At 63.5% G+C, this 16,583-nt stretch carries 20 protein-coding genes; 8 read left to right on the top strand and 12 right to left on the bottom strand.

Annotated features, from left to right (window positions below; genetic code table 11):
• Window positions 1–9: 9 nt before the first annotated feature.
• The 6 genes from EN804_RS13530 to EN804_RS13505 all read right to left on the bottom strand — a co-directional run bounded on the left by EN804_RS13530 (window position 10) and on the right by EN804_RS13505 (window position 2,660).
• Window positions 10–333, bottom strand: coding sequence for a YkgJ family cysteine cluster protein (locus EN804_RS13530; protein WP_189524519.1), 324 nt, complete (start codon window positions 331–333; stop codon window positions 10–12).
• Window positions 334–385: 52 nt separating this feature from the next.
• A complete protein-coding gene (locus tag EN804_RS13525) occupies window positions 386–553 on the bottom strand; it encodes a hypothetical protein (RefSeq protein ID WP_135883579.1) in 168 nt (55 codons plus the stop codon).
• A 1-nt stretch (window position 554) separates the two neighbouring features.
• Window positions 555–962, bottom strand: a complete 408-nt coding sequence (locus tag EN804_RS13520; protein ID WP_056562978.1) for a hypothetical protein — start codon at window positions 960–962, stop codon at window positions 555–557.
• Complete coding sequence (locus tag EN804_RS13515) at window positions 962–1,189, bottom strand: hypothetical protein (RefSeq protein WP_127280426.1); 228 nt, start codon at window positions 1,187–1,189, stop codon at window positions 962–964. The genes EN804_RS13520 and EN804_RS13515 overlap by 1 nt, the downstream gene beginning before the upstream one ends.
• Before the next feature lie 343 nt (window positions 1,190–1,532).
• Window positions 1,533–1,742: a cold-shock protein gene (locus EN804_RS13510; RefSeq protein ID WP_135919742.1), complete on the bottom strand. Its 210-nt coding sequence runs from the start codon at window positions 1,740–1,742 to the stop codon at window positions 1,533–1,535.
• Between the two features lie 264 nt (window positions 1,743–2,006).
• Complete coding sequence (locus EN804_RS13505; protein WP_135919740.1) at window positions 2,007–2,660, bottom strand: glutathione S-transferase family protein; 654 nt, start codon at window positions 2,658–2,660, stop codon at window positions 2,007–2,009.
• Window positions 2,661–2,814: 154 nt separating this feature from the next.
• On the opposite strand from EN804_RS13505, the gene EN804_RS13500 reads away from it, so the two are divergent.
• Window positions 2,815–3,003, top strand: coding sequence for a CsbD family protein (locus EN804_RS13500; RefSeq protein WP_189343626.1), 189 nt, complete (start codon window positions 2,815–2,817; stop codon window positions 3,001–3,003).
• Window positions 3,004–3,036: 33 nt separating this feature from the next.
• Here the strand turns inward: EN804_RS13500 and EN804_RS13495 are convergent, their stop codons facing one another.
• Window positions 3,037–4,170 (bottom strand): metallophosphoesterase, encoded by a 1,134-nt coding sequence (locus EN804_RS13495; RefSeq protein ID WP_189524512.1) that lies wholly within the window; start codon window positions 4,168–4,170, stop codon window positions 3,037–3,039.
• 134 nt (window positions 4,171–4,304) lie between these two features.
• Here EN804_RS13495 and EN804_RS13490 point away from each other — a divergent pair, with 134 nt between their 5' ends.
• Complete coding sequence (locus tag EN804_RS13490; protein ID WP_246693426.1) at window positions 4,305–4,622, top strand: hypothetical protein; 318 nt, start codon at window positions 4,305–4,307, stop codon at window positions 4,620–4,622.
• 61 nt (window positions 4,623–4,683) lie between these two features.
• On the opposite strand, the gene EN804_RS13485 is transcribed toward EN804_RS13490, so the two are convergent.
• A complete protein-coding gene (locus EN804_RS13485) occupies window positions 4,684–5,313 on the bottom strand; it encodes a TetR/AcrR family transcriptional regulator (RefSeq protein WP_189521789.1) in 630 nt (209 codons plus the stop codon).
• A gap of 148 nt (window positions 5,314–5,461) precedes the next feature.
• On the opposite strand from EN804_RS13485, the gene EN804_RS13480 reads away from it, so the two are divergent.
• Complete coding sequence (locus tag EN804_RS13480; protein ID WP_135919734.1) at window positions 5,462–6,229, top strand: NIPSNAP family protein; 768 nt, start codon at window positions 5,462–5,464, stop codon at window positions 6,227–6,229.
• Here the strand turns inward: EN804_RS13480 and EN804_RS13475 are convergent, their stop codons facing one another.
• The gene (locus EN804_RS13475) at window positions 6,230–7,063 is read right to left on the bottom strand and encodes an alpha/beta hydrolase (RefSeq protein WP_135919732.1); all 834 of its coding nucleotides are present in this window, start codon (window positions 7,061–7,063) and stop codon (window positions 6,230–6,232) included.
• Window positions 7,060–7,998, bottom strand: a complete 939-nt coding sequence (gene choX / locus EN804_RS13470) for a choline ABC transporter substrate-binding protein (protein ID WP_135919730.1) — start codon at window positions 7,996–7,998, stop codon at window positions 7,060–7,062. The genes EN804_RS13475 and choX overlap by 4 nt, the downstream gene beginning before the upstream one ends.
• Before the next feature lie 80 nt (window positions 7,999–8,078).
• Here choX and betI point away from each other — a divergent pair, with 80 nt between their 5' ends.
• The 5 genes from betI (at window position 8,079) to EN804_RS13445 (ending at window position 12,731) form a co-directional block, all read left to right on the top strand.
• Window positions 8,079–8,717, top strand: a complete 639-nt coding sequence (gene betI / locus EN804_RS13465) for a transcriptional regulator BetI (protein ID WP_135863855.1) — start codon at window positions 8,079–8,081, stop codon at window positions 8,715–8,717.
• Window positions 8,718–8,826: 109 nt separating this feature from the next.
• Window positions 8,827–9,600, top strand: coding sequence for an SDR family oxidoreductase (locus EN804_RS13460; RefSeq protein WP_127871490.1), 774 nt, complete (start codon window positions 8,827–8,829; stop codon window positions 9,598–9,600).
• A 318-nt stretch (window positions 9,601–9,918) separates the two neighbouring features.
• Window positions 9,919–11,316, top strand: coding sequence for a class II fumarate hydratase (gene fumC / locus EN804_RS13455; RefSeq protein ID WP_135863853.1), 1,398 nt, complete (start codon window positions 9,919–9,921; stop codon window positions 11,314–11,316).
• 446 nt (window positions 11,317–11,762) lie between these two features.
• On the top strand, window positions 11,763–12,185 hold the full coding sequence (locus EN804_RS13450) for a DoxX family protein (protein WP_127871488.1): 423 nt from the start codon (window positions 11,763–11,765) through the stop codon (window positions 12,183–12,185).
• Window positions 12,186–12,308: 123 nt separating this feature from the next.
• Window positions 12,309–12,731 (top strand): DoxX family protein, encoded by a 423-nt coding sequence (locus EN804_RS13445; RefSeq protein WP_135919728.1) that lies wholly within the window; start codon window positions 12,309–12,311, stop codon window positions 12,729–12,731.
• On the opposite strand, the gene ppx is transcribed toward EN804_RS13445, so the two are convergent.
• Together ppx and EN804_RS13435 are read right to left on the bottom strand one after the other, a co-directional pair.
• The gene (ppx, locus tag EN804_RS13440; protein ID WP_135919726.1) at window positions 12,732–14,267 is read right to left on the bottom strand and encodes an exopolyphosphatase; all 1,536 of its coding nucleotides are present in this window, start codon (window positions 14,265–14,267) and stop codon (window positions 12,732–12,734) included.
• Entirely contained in the window at window positions 14,267–16,459 is a 2,193-nt protein-coding gene (locus tag EN804_RS13435) for an RNA degradosome polyphosphate kinase (protein ID WP_135919724.1), read from the bottom strand. The genes ppx and EN804_RS13435 overlap by 1 nt, the downstream gene beginning before the upstream one ends.
• Between the last annotated feature and the right edge of the window lie 124 nt (window positions 16,460–16,583).

Genomic DNA, 16,583 nt, shown 5'->3' with positions numbered 1-16,583 from the left:
CATTCGCTGCTAAAAGGTTGAAAATCCGAGCGCCCGGCGCGCCATCAGGCACTCGTCATCGCCAGGCATGCAGGCGCGGCAGACATCCGGTCGCAGTTCATAGATGGTGCAAGCGGTCGACTTGCCGACTTCGCCGGACAGGGCCGAACAGCGCACGCCGTCGCAGCGCATGCCCGACAGGTCGGCGGCCACATGTTTTTCCGGGATCCGGTCGAGCTGCGCATCGTCCTCGGTCGAAAAGCGCGGCCATTCGGCCGAATAGGAGCAGCAGGCCCCGCAGCTCTGGCAATCGAAGACAGGAGCTGACGAAGGCGGACTGCTCGCGGCTAGCACGGCAAACGGCCCCGAAGCGGCAAGGTTGCGATCGGCATCCCGAGGCAAGGCGCTACTTCTTCTTGCCCGTCTTGCCCTTCGGTGCGTCGACCGGCGACTTGAACAGATCGGTCGCTGCCTCGTCGGCCTTGGCCGCCTTCGGCGCCGCAACCGGTTTGGCCGGCTTTGCGGCGGAAGCCGGCGCTGACGGCTGGTCCTTGGCGGAGAATTTTATGGCCATGTCAGTCCTCGTCGGCGAAACGCGATGACGGTGCGCGCGGATTGCGCAAGCGGCCGATCAGGGCCGAAACCGCCGTGATGTTCATCTCCTCGGGCGACCAGTTCCGCGCTTCCGCGATGTGATGCGGCGCCAGCTCACGATGCGTGCTGCCGCTGTAGGCGGCGTCCTGGTAGGTCACCCGCTCCTGGGTCTTTTTGTCCTCGCGGACATATTCGATCAGGTAGTTCGGGGCTTCGGCGCGGCCGCGCACACCGACGCGCACCTGGGCATCGCCATGGGCGCGCTTGCAGCGTTCGAGTTTTTCCAGCACGCGCCGGACATATTCGACCGGCTTGTCCAGGGTTTCGACCATGTCGGCTATGGTCGCATCGGCCGCGATCGGCGTTGGCGGTACGCGCTTGGTGGCCATCAGCGTTTTCCGGCTCGTTTCGGCAGCGCCGCGAGCGCGGCGGCGGCCGCCATCTCGTCGGCCTCCTTCTCCAGCCGCAGTTCGCGCAGGCGCGCGGTCTTGGCTTCCCGTGCTTCGCTGACGGCATCCCGTTCGGAAATGATGCGGTTGAGCGACATCGACTGGGTTTGCGTCTTGCTGAAAAGCGACACGGCCGGGTCGACGGCTGGCTTCGAATGGGCGGTCAAGATCTTTCTCCTGTCAGGAGCCTGGTACCGATAGGGCGAGACCGGGTCTTCGGTCGGGACCAGTACAAAGCGATGCGGCAGCGGATTCAGAATGCTGCAGCGTCCCTTAGCACGTTCAGCCCAATGCGCAGCGCATTTTCGGCGGCAACAAGCGTAAAATGAAAAAGGCCAGGCACCGCCTGACCTTCCCTGGGAACCGCCGCGCATCCAACTGGATGCACAAGCTGGCTCCTGATGGGCAGCACAAACCTTGGAAACTCAGGTTTCCCGTGGCAATGCGCCCGAATTCGCCGTTCACCAGTGCCAGTACATCCGTGGTCACCGGGACGGCTGAATTCTTACTTCACGCCGCCTTCAACTGGTCGGCGGACATCTTGCCCGACTTGTTGTCGCGGACCATCTCGTAGCCGAGCTTCTGGCCCTCGACGATGTCGCGCATGCCGCCGCGTTCCACGGCCGAGATGTGGACAAAAACGTCGGCGGAGCCGTCGTCAGGCTGAATAAAACCAAAACCTTTGGTGGCGTTGAACCACTTAACTGTGCCGGTGCTCATGACGAACCCTTTCCATGGCAAATATTCGTTCGCCGCCGTGCGGATGCACGACGTCGTTTGTCTCGATTTTTGATGTGGGAAGTTCGTCAAAGGCGCGCTCGAAAGCGCGGATAACAAAAGTCAGTCAAACAAATATCGACGAACTTCTTCTACGCGTGTTTCAGACGCCTGTCAAATGTTGCGCCATCGGACCGAAAATCCGCCAGGTGAAAGCTCCTTAGGCGGCCCGCGCCGACCCCTGGGGAAGATCGTTCCGCACAGACCCTACTCGTCCGGCCCCGGCTCCGGCCATGTCTCCCTGGCTGCCTCGGCATACCATTGGCGCATGGCCGGCGTTGCCAGAACCGCGTCGACATAAGCCCTGGTGTCGGGCGCCAGATCGCCGCCATAGGTGTCGAAACGGGTGACGACGGGCGCGTACATGGCATCGGCCGCGGTGAAATGGCCGAACAGAAACGGGCCGTCCTTGCCGTGTTTCTCACGGCACTCGCGCCACAGCGCCTCGATGCGGGCACGTTGGATCTCGCCTTCGGCGTCGAGCGGCTTGTGCCCCTTGGGCCGGCGCAAGTTCATCGGCCAGCCATAGCGGACTTCGCGAAACCCGGAATGCATCTCGGTCGCCGCCGAACGCGCCAGCGCCCGGGCGCCGATATCGGCCGGCCAGAGTTCTTTCTCCGGAAAGAGGTCGGCGAGATATTCAAGGATGGCAAGGGTTTCCCAGACGATCCTTCCCTTGTGATTCAGGACGGGCACCTGACCGGTCGGCGACACTTTCGCCAGGTTGGCCGCGGTTTCCGGCGTGCGCAGCCGCACGAATCCCTCCTCGAATGCTATCTCCAGGTGCCGCATCGCCACCCAGGGCCTGAGCGACCAGGATGAAAAGCACTTGTTGCCGATATAAAGCGTGAATTCCGACATCTGTCCCCCTTTGGCGGTATTGCTTCTTGCGGAGTGCGCTGGCCGGCACCCTAGCCTGCCGACCCGGCCGCCGAAAGGCACCTGTCTTGCCGACCCAAGCAGCGGCTGCTGGAACCGAAACCGTGCCGGCTCGTTTGCCCAGGCGAACCAGGAGATGCGAAAAATGGTGAACAAGGATCAGGTGGCCGGCGTCGCCAAGCAGGTGAAAGGCTCGATCAAGCAGGCTGCCGGCAAAGCGACCGGCAACAGGCAGACACAGGCCGAAGGCATGGCCGACAAGGCCACCGGCAAGGTGCAGAAGGCCTATGGCGACGTGAAGGACAAGGTCAAGAAATCGTTCTGATCGCTGTGGAAGGGCCGCGTCGAGCGGCCCTTTTCACGTCTTCAGCGATTTGCTGAAGGCGTTGGTGAAAATCACGTCGCCATCATCGTCGCTGGCTTCACCCAACACGACGTCCAGGCTGTCGTCGGTGACACGTGCCAGAGCAAAGCCACCCATATAGGCCGCTTTCGGCTTGAAGAGATCGAGGCTGTCGCGTTGATAGATCATCGGCACCTCGTGCTGATGACCGTGGAAGATGGCGATAACGTTGTAGCCCTTCAGGGCCGCCAGCAATGCCTGGCGGTCCGCATCGCTCCACCAATGCGACGCTCCCTTGCCTTCGTCGTCAAACGCCCTCCTGGCGGGGTCCCACCGCTCCGTCGAAAAAATATCCCAGCCATAGTGCTGGAACAGGATGACCGGGCGGCCGTCGGCGGCATAGGTCGCCAGGTCCTGCCTGAGCCAAGGCAGGCTGTTGTCGGCGCCATGGCCGGTGTCGCCGGCGAAGCGATGGGTCTGCACCAGATGCAGGCCGCCCCAGTCCCATGAATAGCAGTCGGTGTCGACATCGTAGCTGGTGGCCGGCACCGGCGGCTTGAAGAACACGCCGGCGCGATGATTGACCTCGACATAGTCGCGCATTTCGCGCCGGTACCAGTCGACATGGTGCGGCGGCCCGTTCTGGTCGAGGTCGTGATTGCCGAGGCCGACATAAACCGGAACATGCACGCGGTCAGGGCCCATGCCTTGCTGATAGCGCTGGCTGAACTGCAGGAGTTGGGTGCCTTCGCTGGGCTCGGTGATCTGGCCGCCGCCATCGTCGGTGATGTCACCGCCGACGACAAGGCCGAGCGGCGTGCCGATGCGGCTACCGGCAGGCCGCAGGCCGGTGGCGATGGCGTTGATCTCGGCCGGCCACTCCTTGTCACCGATGGCGTTCAACGCCGCGACGTCGCGCAGCAGCGCCGCGTCCGTCTTGCCTTCCAGCTGGCAATTGGGGCTCAAGCCGCTCGCCATGCGGCAGGCATGGACATCGGCGACGAACAGGAAGGTGGCGTCGACAGGCTGGATGCGCTGCCCGGTCTGACCGAACGCCGGGCGTGAAAGCGCACCGGCCGTGGCAAGACCGGCGGCCTGTAGTAGAAACCCACGGCGCGAGAGCAATATGGAGGAAGGGCGATTCATCATCGGGGATTTCAGCATGGAGGGCGGGCGGCAGTAAAGTTCAGTCCTCGCCACGGCGATCGCCGCAGGAAAGAGCCGCCATCGAGGTTTTTCGCGACAGCGAGACGGGTCGGCTGGCAATTGTCCCGTTTGCCGATTTGCGAAAACTGTTTCCACTCAAGGCGGGAGCCAAGAGCACGATCGAGTTCGTCGAGCTGTCGCCCAGCAAGCAGCCGAATGCCACCAAGACACTGACGCTGGCCGTCAAGGGCAAGGAGACGTTCAGCCTGGGCGACTGCAAATACAATGTGCTCGCCGTCACGGAGACCTTCAAGAACGGAGGCGGAGAGACACTCGACGCCTTCACGGCACTCTATTCACCCGATCTGCAGGCCGCTCTCGCCCGGCGCTACGATGAAGGCACCAGCGCGGAATCAGTGAACGGCTACAAGACGATCAAGCCTTTGGCCGACTAGATCTAGGAACCGGCTGTCCCGCTCGCCGCGGCATCGCCGCAAAGCTGGGCTGTAGCCTGCCTCAAATGCCGCCGTACCGCCGCAGCACCCTGCGACGTCGCCTCGCCCCCGGATCGCCCTGCGATGATGCCGCTTGCGCGGCGCTCTCGAACGCCGCAAGGCAATCGCGCAACGGGCTGGCGTCCTGCGCTGCCTTGGCCATCGACATGGCACCGGAATAGGCGGCGACGGCAACCATCGCAAACTGCCGGGGGTCCGTGCCTTGCTCCCTGCCCTCCTGCTGGTCGGCGCTGATCTTGTCGGCGATCGCCTGGCGCCATGCAGCGAAGATGCCGGCAAGCGCAATCCGGAACTCGGGATCGGCGAGCGAGAGCTCATGCGCCAGATTGTTGAGCGGGCAGCCGCGCACGAAACCTTGCCGTTCCAGTTCCGCCGCCACGGCTTCGAACACCTGACGCACGCCATCACGCGCCGAAGCCGCCGCTTGCACCGGGGCGATCCACGTCTCCTCGACCGCCGCCGCCACACGCTCGTCGATGACCGCCAGCGCCAGCGCCTTCTTCGTCGGGAAATGATGATGCAGCGCGCCGGCGCTGACGCCTGCCGCCGCCATCAGGTCGCCGAGGCTGGAAGCATGATAGCCGCGTGCCTGAAACGCGTCTTCCGCGACATCGAGCATTTTCCGGCGCATGCCCTCAGGGTCGTTGATGCGTTTGCCTCGGGCTCGCCTTGGCTGGATGTTGAGCTCTGCTGACATTCTCGAAGGATAGCATGTTGACAAAACAGGGCAACCGGTCTGTTTATAAACCGGGTGATCAACCTGTTTTGGAGAACGCCGGATGAACCCGACCCCGAATGCCACGCCGAAGCCGGCGGCACTCGCCTCACCGATCGTCGAATTGCGCCAGTACACGTTGAAGCCCGGCCGGCGCGAAACGTTGATCGAGATCTTCGACACGGAGTTCATCGAAAGCCAGGAAGACGCGGGGATGACCATCATCGGCCAATTCCGTGACCTGGACCGCCCCGACATGTTCGTCTGGATGCGCGGCTTCGACAGCATGGATGCCCGCAAGGACGCTCTGGGCGCGTTCTATGACGGCCCTGTATGGGCCGCACACCGCGATGCCGCCAATGCGACGATGATCGATTCCGACGATGTGTTGCTGCTGCGACCGGCGTGGCCGGATGCCGGCTTCGATCTGTCGGGGCTGCGCCGGCCATCGGCGGCCAAAAGCACAAGCGATCGGAATGGGTTGCCCGGTCTGGTTGAGATTTCGATTCATCATTTGCGGCCGGGCACCGGGGCCGATGTCGCCGGGCGCTTCCGAGCGGAGATGGTTGCGCGGCTTGCCCAGAACGGCGCGCGTCTGCTCGGCGCCTTCGTGACGGAGCCGGCCGCAAACACGTTCCCGCGACTTCCCGTGCGCGCCGGAGAAAACGTCTTCGTCGCCGTTACCGGCTTCCACGACGCCGATGCCCATGCCAACCATAGCCTCGCTGCTTCGTCGGCGTGGCGGGCGCTCATCCAGAGCATGCAAGCCGTCAGCACAAAGCCGGCAGAGACGTTGCGGCTGGTGCCCACGGCCCGATCGCTGTTGAGATGATCAGCGGCCGGTCAACATTTCCGCGATCGCCGAGGCGACAAAGGCCGGGTCCTCCCAGTGCGGATTGTGACCGCAATTTTGCGCCCACACGAGACGGGATCCGGTCAGCGCCTCGGCCAAAGCCTGTTGGTGCGCTTCGCCGAAAAGCGGATCGCAGGCGCCGGCGATGATCAGCGTCCGGACCCGCACCGCCCGTGCCTCGGCTGCCAGGTCGGTCATGCGGACTTCATCGAGAATGCCGCGCCAGCGGGCAGCTGGCATGGCGGAAGCTTCCTTCGCCAGGCCGGCGAGAAACGGCTGCGGTACCGAGGCCCCACATGCATGCCACCAGGCGAAGAACGGATCGGTTGGCGATATCGGGTCGCGCAAGGCCCGGATGCCGACCGGCAATGGATGGTCCGGCGTGAAGCCGGGCTTCAACGCGCTGGCCAGCACGACCAGGCCACCGATCAGGCCCGGATGCCAAGCGGCCAAGGCAATCGCCACCATGCCGCCCAGGGAATGACCGACGACGACAGGCCTTTCCAGCCGCAGGTGCCGGATCAACCCGGCGATGTCCTCGGCGAAATCCGCGACGCGGCAGCCGTCGCCCGCTTGCGAGGCACCATGGCCACGCAAGTCGGGCATGATCAGCCGGCGGCCGGCCAGATGCGGCGCCAGCAGTGAAAAGCTGCGGCTGGTGTCCGTGAAACCATGAATCAGCAACAGCGGCGGCCCGGCGCCGGCGATCTCGACATAGGCGATGTCGAGATCGCCCGTGTGGACCCATTGCTTGCGGGCGGCCCAGGCGTCCTGTTCCACCTCGGCAACGGGCAAGGCGTCCGGCAGTCTCACAGGCCGAGCTTTTCCTTGACGGCGGCAAGACCAGGCTTGCCATCGAAAGTGGTGACACCGGCGAGCCAGGCATCGAGGCGGTTCTTGTTCAGCGTGATCGCCTTCAGCGCCCCGTCCTCCGGCTTCATGCCGTCATTGATGAGGTAGCCCATGCCGACATTCTCGAAGTCGATGTCGAAGACGAGATTTCCGAGGAGCCGCGCCACGTTCGGACATTCCTGCAGGTAGCCCTTGCGGACCTGCGTCGTCACCGTCGCGGCGCCGAAATTCGGGCCGAAGAATTTGTCGCCGCCGGTCAGATACTTGAAGTCGTACATGGTGTTCATGGGATGCGGCGCCCAACCCTGGAAGACGATGAACTGCTTCTCCTTGATCTCGTAGCCGACCTCCGACAGCATGCCGGCTTCGCTGGACTCGACCACGTGCCAGCCATCGAGGCCAAAAGCCGGATCGGCGATGGCATCCATCATCAGCTGGTTGGAGCCGGGCTCGATGCCGTACATCTTCTTGCCGAACTTGTCGGCGAACTTGTGCAGGTCGGAGACGTCCCTGACCCCCGCCTCCCAGACATAGGTCGGTACGGCAAACGTGTATTTGGCGCCGACGAGATTGACGCGCACATTCTCGATCGAGCCGTCCTTCTTGTAAGGCTCGTAGTAGGTGACCATCGCCGGGTCCCAGTAGCCCAGGAACAGGTCGAGATCGCGGTTCTTCATGCCTTCGTAGATGACGTTGATGCCGAGCACCTCGCTCTGTGGCTGATAGCCCAGCGCTTGCAGAAGCACATTGCCCACACCCGTGGTGAAAGCGAGATCGTTCCAGCCGGGCTCGGCCATGCGGACCACGCGGCATTGCTCGGCGTCCACCGCCTGGGCCGCCTGCGAGGCCAGGGCCAGCGCGGCAAGACAGGCTCCGTTTGCAAGGATGCGCAACATTCCGTTCTCCTCATTGCTCAAATTGACCAATCGGTCTTTTTATTGTCCCACTGGTCAATGATTGATCTCGCGGGACGAAAATGTCAACGTGGATTCGTGATGCATGGAACGATCCCGTGAAACTGAAGCGCCTCGGCGACATACGCCGCAAGGAATTGCGGCAGGCGGCCTTCGCGGTTCTGGAGCGCGAAGGCATTGCTGGGGCCACGCTGGAAAAGGTCGCCGCCCAGGCCGGTGCCTCCAAAGGCATCGTGCTGCACTACTTCCGCAACAAGCAGGAACTGTTCGAGCACGCCATGCGCGAGGCCAACGCGGTCCTGGGCGACGCGGTGGTCGCAAGGCTTCGCCAGGCACGGACGTCGATGGAACGCCTGGATGCGGTGATCGAGGGCAATTTCGAGGAGCATCTCTTCCTGCCGCCTCTTTGCCATGCCTGGCTTTCGCTCTGCGCCGAGGTGCCGCGCGATGAAAAGCTGGCGCGCATCCAGAAGGTGATCCACGGGCGCATGCGCTCGAACCTGTTGTCCGGCCTGCGCGGCCTCGCCTCACCCAGCGAGGCCGACGACATCGCGCTTGGCGTCACGGCCTTGATCGACGGACTTTGGCTTCGCCTCGGCCTGCAGCCAGGCAGCGTCTCGCGCGAACAGGCGATCCGGCAGGTTAAGAACTATGTCGCCGCGCGGCTGGCCACTCGGGATCGCTCGACCGCCCGCGCGTGAGCAGTCGGCTGCCGAAGTTCATACCCTGGGATAGCCTGATGGCTTGACCCCGTCGCGCACATGCGGTGCGATCCCTCTGTTTGATGCCAAGCACATGGTGAGGTGAGCGATGAGGCTTCACGGCAAGCGGGCGTTGATCACCGGTGGATCGGACGGCATCGGCCTGGCGATCGCCGAGGCATTCCTGCGCGAGGGCGCCGATGTGCTGATCGTCGGCCGCGACGCGGGCAAGCTCGAAGCCGCTCGCCAGAAGCTGACGGCTTCCGGCCCGGTCGGCACCGTTGAGACATTGTCGGCCGATCTCGCCACCAGCCCCGGCATAGCAGCGGCGGTCGAGCACGCGAAAGCTTCCGGCCGGCCGCTCGACGTTCTCGTCAACAATGCCGGTGTTGCCTATCTCGTGCCATTCGAGACCGTCAGCGAGGCGCAGTTCCAGCACTCCTTCGCGCTCAATGTGTCGGCGGCCTTCTTCCTCACACAGGGGCTGCTGCAGCATTTCGGCACCGGCGCATCCGTCATCAACATCTCGTCCTACTTCGCCGACAAGATGATCCCGAAGCGTCCGTCCAGCCTCTACTCCCTGTCCAAGGGCGCGCTAAATTCGCTGACCAAATCGCTCGCCTTCGAACTTGGCCCGCGCGGCATCCGCGTCAACGCCATCGCGCCCGGCACGGTCGACACGGCCATGCGGCGCAAGACCGTCGACAACCTGCCGGTCGAGGCAAAGGCGGAGCTGAAAGCCTATGTCGAGCGCAGCTATCCGCTGGGCCGCATCGGCCGCCCTGACGACCTCGCCGGGATGGCGGTCTATCTTGCCAGCGACGAGGCCGCCTGGACCAGCGGCGCGATCTTTGCCATCGACGGCGGCTATACGGCAGGGTGAGGACAGGCCATCTCCCCCCTTGTGGGGAGATGGCCGGCAGGCCAGAGGGGGGCGCTGTCCCGCCAGCCTTCCGCTCCTGTTCGAAGGTCGCGGAACGGATTGTCGATGCGCAATCCCGGGCCGCCGTGTCCGTTATCTCATCTTCCAGACGCCGCGATCCTTCGCGCCCCCCTCTGCCCTGCCGGGCATCTCCCCCACGAGGGGGGAGATTGACCTTTCCTTCAACCGATTTGCATCCGCACCCGCGTCATTCTCCGCTTGAAGCCATTTGTGCAACGCGATACGCCCTTGCGCAAATCGACAGACCGGAGATTTCCCGTGAGCGCTGAAAAGACCAGAACTGAAACCGATACGTTCGGCCCCATCGAGGTTGCCGCCGACCGGTATTGGGGCGCGCAGGCCCAGCGTTCCCTGGGAAACTTCAAGATCGGTTGGGAAAAGCAGCCGGCTTCGATCGTGCGCGCGCTGGGTATCGTCAAGCGGGCGGCGGCGGAAGCCAATATGGAACTCAAGCGGCTCGATCCGGCCATCGGCAAGGCGATCATCGAGGCCGCGCAAGAGGTCATCGACGGCAAGCTCAACGATCATTTCCCGCTGGTGGTCTGGCAGACCGGCTCGGGCACGCAGTCCAACATGAACGCCAACGAGGTGATCTCGAACCGCGCGATCGAAATGCTGGGCGGCGTCATGGGCTCGAAGAAGCCGGTGCACCCGAACGACCACGTCAATATGAGCCAGTCGTCGAACGACACCTACCCGACGGCCATGCACATTGCCTGCGCCGAGCGCATCGTGCACGACCTCTTGCCGGCGCTGAAGCACCTGCACAAGGCGCTCGCCGCCAAGAGCCGGGACTTCAATCACATCATCAAGATCGGCCGCACCCACACGCAGGATGCCACCCCCCTTACCCTCGGCCAGGAATTCTCCGGCTACGCGGCGCAGGTCGCCTCGTCGATCAAGCGCATCGAATTGACGCTGCCCGGCCTGCAGGAACTGGCGCAAGGCGGCACCGCCGTGGGTACAGGCCTCAACGCGCCGGTCGGTTTCGCCGAGCGGGTGGCCGATCGTATCGCCGCCATATCGGGAATCACCTTCGTCACCGCGCCGAACAAGTTCGAAGCGCTCGCCGCCCACGATTCCATGGTTTTCTCGCACGGCGCCATCAATGCGGCGGCCGCGGCACTGTTCAAGATCGCCAACGACATCCGTTTCCTTGGCTCCGGCCCGCGCTCGGGCCTCGGTGAATTGTCGCTGCCGGAAAACGAGCCCGGCTCCTCGATCATGCCGGGCAAGGTCAACCCGACCCAGTGCGAAGCGCTGACGCAGGTCTGCGTGCAGGTGTTCGGCAACAATGCGGCGCTAACATTCGCCGGCAGCCAGGGCCATTTCGAGCTCAACGTCTACAATCCGCTGATGGCCTACAACTTCCTCCAGTCGGTGCAGCTGCTGGCCGACGCTTCGGTCTCCTTCACCGACAATTGCGTCGTCGGCATCGAGGCGCGAGAGGACAACATCAAGGCGGCCCTCGACCGTTCGCTGATGCTGGTGACTGCGCTTGCGCCCACCATCGGCTACGACAACGCGGCCAAGATCGCCAAGACCGCGCACAAGAAAGGCACGACGCTGCGCGAGGAAGCGCTGGCAACCGGACTGGTCAGCGAGGCCGACTATGACCGTCTGGTGCGGCCGGAGGACATGACCCATCCGGGGTAGGTCCCTGCGGACAGGCCCAAGAGGTCGTCATTCCAGGGCGATGCAGGAGCGAAGCTCCGTCGCGAAGACCCTGGAATCCATGCCGCTACTTCAGTCGAAGGGCACAACGGTGTAGATCCTCCACCGCTTGCGACCGTTTTGAGGTCGCGGCATGGATCCTCGGGTCTGCGCGCGTCGCTTCGCTCCTTGCTTCGCCCGTGGATGACGACGTCACGAGCGTCTCGGCTAATCTCCGAAGCAAGTGCTCGCAAACTTCGGAACCGAGGATCCCGTTTTGCGGCAGCACAATTTACTTCTCCAACCCAATCCCGCGACACGATTTTCGCGCGCGGCCGCCAATCCCGAAAACATCCTTCCTGTGAACAATGTGTCGCCGCATAGCCGACTTTGGTGAACAGTCGGCATCGTCTATGTGAGTGGTCATTCAACCCATTCGGAGAGCCACCATGTCCATCAACACTTCCGCCGCCGGCGCCGGCACCGCGTCCAACAGTTCTGTCACCATCCTTCTCGGCCGTATCCTGCTCGCAGTCATTTTCCTGCTTTCCGGATTCGGCAAGCTGTCAGCCATTTCCGGCACCGCCGCCTATTTCGGCGGCCTCGGCCTGCCGGCACCGACGGCGACGGCCGTCATCGTCGGCCTGATCGAGCTGCTTGGCGGTCTTGCCGTCCTCGTCGGTTTCCAGACCAGGATCGCCGCCTGGGTGCTCGCCATCTTCACGATCGCAACCGGGCTGGTCGCCCACACCGGCTGGGCCGACCAGATGCAGATGATCCAGTTCCTCAAGAACCTCGCCATCACCGGCGGCTTCATCCTGCTCGCCTCCTCGGGCGCCGGCGCCTATTCGATCGACGCCAAGCGCGGCTGACGCTTTCCCCTCCCAAGGACCCGAAACAAGCGGCGCGGAATTTTCCGCGCCGCTTTTTCGTTGTGTGATCACAGGCGTAGACTGCAATGGTCGCCGGTGACCGTGCCGGCAAGGGAGGGTGCCATGGGTCGCAATGCATTGCTTATAGTTTCGCGGCTGCTGTTTGCCGTGCTGTTCGTGCCGTCCGGCTTCCAGGCGCTCGCCAATATTGCCGGGACCACCAGCTATTTCTCCGGTCTTGGCCTGCCGCTGCCGGCGCTCGCCGCCTGGGGCACCGGGCTTTTCGAGCTGATCGCGGGACTGCTGATCCTCGTTGGGTTCCAGACGCGGATCGTCGCGCTGCTGCTGGCCGCCTTCTGCATTGCGGCCGGCTATATCGGCCACCATGGCCAAGGCGCCGGTGATGCGGCGCTCGCTTTCCTGCACCAGCAGATGCTGATGAAGGATATCGCGATATCGGGCGGTTTCCTGGCGCTTGCCATGGCTGGCGCCGGCGCATGGTCGGCCGACGGGCGAGGCTTCGGCATAGGCGCCGACGCGACTTGACTATTTGACCGACACGCTCTGGCCGCCCTCGACCGCCAGCACCAGACGACGATTGGTGACGCGCGCCAGTTGCGCCAGCCGGCCGGCCGGCCGCTCGCCGTAGAGATCGGAAAGCGAAGCCGGCAGCACCAGCGCCAGCACGCCGTTGGCGCGGCTTTCCCATTTCAGCCTCGGCATGATGCCGGGCATCGCGGCCGTCAGCAGATAGACGACGCGCATCATCGCCGCCAGCACGCGGGCACGCTCCAACAGGCGGGGCGGCGCCAGCGCCTTGATTTCGGGCGCCACCAATTCATTGAAGACGCCGTCATGACGGTAGGCGTTGGTCAGCGCCAGGTAGGCGCGGCCGGGATGATCGACGCCGATGAAGGACGCGTGCGCGATGATGTTGAGCGACTGCTTGCCGCGATATTCCGGATGAGCGCGCCAGCCGATATCGGCAAGCAGGCAGGCGGCATGGCGATAGCGCGCTTCGTCTTCCGTCTCGTCGATGCCGAAAGCCTTGAAGGCCTTGCCGGTCCATTCGACCAGATCATGCGCGTGGTGGACCGAACGCGAGCGCAAAAGCGCAAGCTCCTCGGCGGCCGAGATCAGCGGATCGGCCTTCTGCTCGGCCGCCTCGAGCAGTGAATAGAGAAAGCCTTCGCGCACGCCTTGCGCCGAAACGACGATCCTGGACGGTTGCATCGCCGTCATGATTTCCTGCAGCACGAGCGCGCCGTATGGCAGCAGCGAGCGGCGGTTCTTGGAGACGCCCTCGATACCCCTCACCTTTTCGACCTCGCCCCTGGCCACCTGCTTGAGGAAGGTTTGGGCACTGTCGGCCGATATCTCGTAGTGGTGCATGACGCCGAGCGGGTAGTTGTTCATCTCCATGTGCAGCCTGGCGAGGTTTCGCCAGGTGCCGCCGACGGCGTAGAAAGTCCTGCCCTGCCCGCCCTTCAAGAGCTTGGCCCGGGCCAGTTCCTGGCGTGCGATCTTCTGCGCCTGGACGAGCGAGTTCTTCGCCATGTCCTGCAGGCGCAGACCGCCGAGCGGCAGCGTGATGCCGTCGCCGATCGCCTCGCCATCGATGTCGATCAGTTCCAGGCTGCCGCCGCCAAGGTCGCCGGCAATACCGTTGGCCGGATGAAAACCTGAGATGACGCCGAGCGCGGAATAATGCGCTTCCTGGCGGCCGGAGAGCACGCGGATCTCGGTCTTGAGCACCTCCTCGGCGCGATGGATGAAATCGGGACCGTTGATCGCCTCACGGGCCGCGGCGGTTGCCAGCACGTACATGTGTTCGGCACCGGCCTGGTCGGAGAGCGCGCGGAAACGGCGAAACTCCTCCATCGAGCGCGCCACCCCTTCGGGGTCGAGCTTCCCTGTCGAGACGATGCCGCGGCCGAGGCCGGCCAGCATCTTTTCGTTGAACAGCACGGTCGGCGAACGCGCCAGCCCCTCATAGACGACAAGACGGATCGAATTGGATCCGATGTCGATGATGGACAGCGGTCGGCGGTCCTGCAGCCGGCCCTGGGAATTGAACAGCATCAGGTGGTGGCGTTCTTCTTGCGGCGCTTGAACTGCGCGATTCGCTTGGGCGCATGCGATTTCAGCGCGTCACCCCGTCCCGACAGGCTCGGATTGGTCATGAAATATTCCTGCGCGTTGAACGGTTCCTCGCCCTCCTCTAGCACCACGCGCCGGGAGGTTCCATCAGCCAATACGTCGAAACTTTGCTGATTGTCCATGATGTTGCCCAGCATGATCTGGCCCAGAATCTGTTCATGCACAGTTGGATTGGTGATCGGCACCATGGTCTCGACGCGGCGGTCGAGATTGCGCGGCATCAGGTCGGCCGAGGAGATGTAGACAATCGCCTCGTCCGCGGGAAGGCCATGGCCGTTGCCGAAGCAATAGATACGGCTGTGCTCGAGGAACCGGCCAACGATCGACTTGACCCTGATGTTCTCCGACAGGCCCGGCACCTGCGGCCGCAGACAGCATATGCCGCGCACGACGAGGTCGATTTCCACGCCGGCGCGGCTGGCATCATAGAGCGCATCGATGATGATGGGATCGACGAGCGCGTTCATCTTCATCCAGATGCGCGCCGGCCGTCCCTCCAACGCATGGGTAATCTCGGCTGAAATGTGCTGGAGGATGCGGTTCCTCAGCGTGAAGGGCGAGATCGCCAGCCGCATTTCGGCGGTCGGCTCGGCATAGCCGGTGATGAAATTGAACAATTGGGCGACGTCGCGGGCAATCGTCGGATCGGTGGTGAAGAAGGACAGGTCGGTGTAGATGCGCGCCGTCACCGGATGGTAGTTGCCGGTGCCGAGATGGACGTAGTTGCGCAGCTTGCCGTCCTCGCGCCGCACCACCAGCGACATCTTGGCGTGGGTCTTGAGTTCGAGGAAACCGAACACGACCTGCACGCCGGCGCGTTCGAGATCGCGCGCCCAGCGGATGTTGGCTTCCTCGTCGAAACGCGCCTTGAGCTCGACCAGCGCCGTCACCGACTTGCCAGCCTCGGCCGCGTCGACCAGCGCACGCACGATCGGGCTGTCGTTGGAGGTGCGATAGAGTGTCTGCTTGATCGCCACCACTTCGGGGTCGGCCATTGCCTGGCGCAGGAACTGCACCACCACGTCGAACGACTCGTAGGGGTGATGGACGACGATATCCTTCTCGCGGATGGCGGCAAAACAGTCGCCGCCATGCTCGCGGATACGTTCGGGAAAGCGTGGATTGTAGGGCGTGAACTTCAGGTCGTCGCGGGGAACGGAGACGATCTCGGAGATCTGGCTGAGCGCCAGCGGCCCGGTGAGCACGCTGATGCGGCTCGACGAGACGCCAAGCTCGCCGGCGACGAAATCGCGCAATTCCCCCGGCATCAGCATGTCGAACTCGATGCGGATAACCGAACCGCGGCGGCGACGCTTCAGCGCCGTTTCGAACAGCCGCACAAGGTCTTCCGACTCCTCTTCGACCTCGATATCGCTGTCGCGGATGATGCGGAACGTGCCGGAGCCCTTGACCTCGTAGCCGGGGAACAGCTTGCCGATGTAAAGGCCGACCGCCTCCTCCAGCGGAATGAAGCGGACATGGTTCTTGCGGTCCGGAAGGCGGATAAAGCGCTTCAGCGCCACCGGCAGGCGCAGCAATGCGCTCATCTCCTCGCCATTCTTGCGGTGGCGAAGCTGCAGCGCCATGGAGAAGCCGAGATTGGGAATGAACGGGAACGGATGCGCCGGGTCGATCGACAGCGGGGTGAGCACTGGAAACACCTGGTCCTGGAAATGCTCTTCCAGCCAGACCTTTTCGTCCTTGGTCAGCGCATCGCGGGTGATGCTCTCGATGCCTTCCTTGTTGAGCAGAACCGTGAGTGCCGAAAGGCTCTTCTGCTGGTCTTCCTGCAGCCGCTCGACTTCATGCAGCAATTGTTCGAGCTGCTGTTCGGGGGTGCGTCCGTCCGGGCTCTTCAGCACGATGCCCTCGCGCACCTGGCCGGCAAGGCCGGCGACGCGCACCATGAAGAACTCGTCGAGATTGGCCGCCGAGATCGACAGGAAGCGGACGCGCTCCAGCAGCGGGTGATGGGTGTTCAGCGATTCTTCGAGAACGCGGCGATTGAACTGCAGCCAGGAGAACTCGCGGTTGACGAAACGGTCCGGATTGCCTTCCGGGCTCGCTGCCGTGACGTTGTTGAATTCGCTCTGTACCGGCTTCAATTCGTTCATGATTCCTGATCTTCCGCCCGCTTTAGCCGGTTAACCGGCTTAACTTATCCTGTGGCAGGCTTTTGCGACAGTTCTCTGACAGGCTTTTGCGACAGTTTGATTTCATCGAACTTGCAAACAGGCT

The organism is Mesorhizobium sp. M8A.F.Ca.ET.161.01.1.1 (assembly GCF_004792105.1).
Lineage (GTDB): Bacteria > Pseudomonadota > Alphaproteobacteria > Rhizobiales > Rhizobiaceae > Mesorhizobium.
Note: the sequence above shows the minus strand (reverse complement) of the source record. Positions and strands in the feature narration are given on the sequence as shown.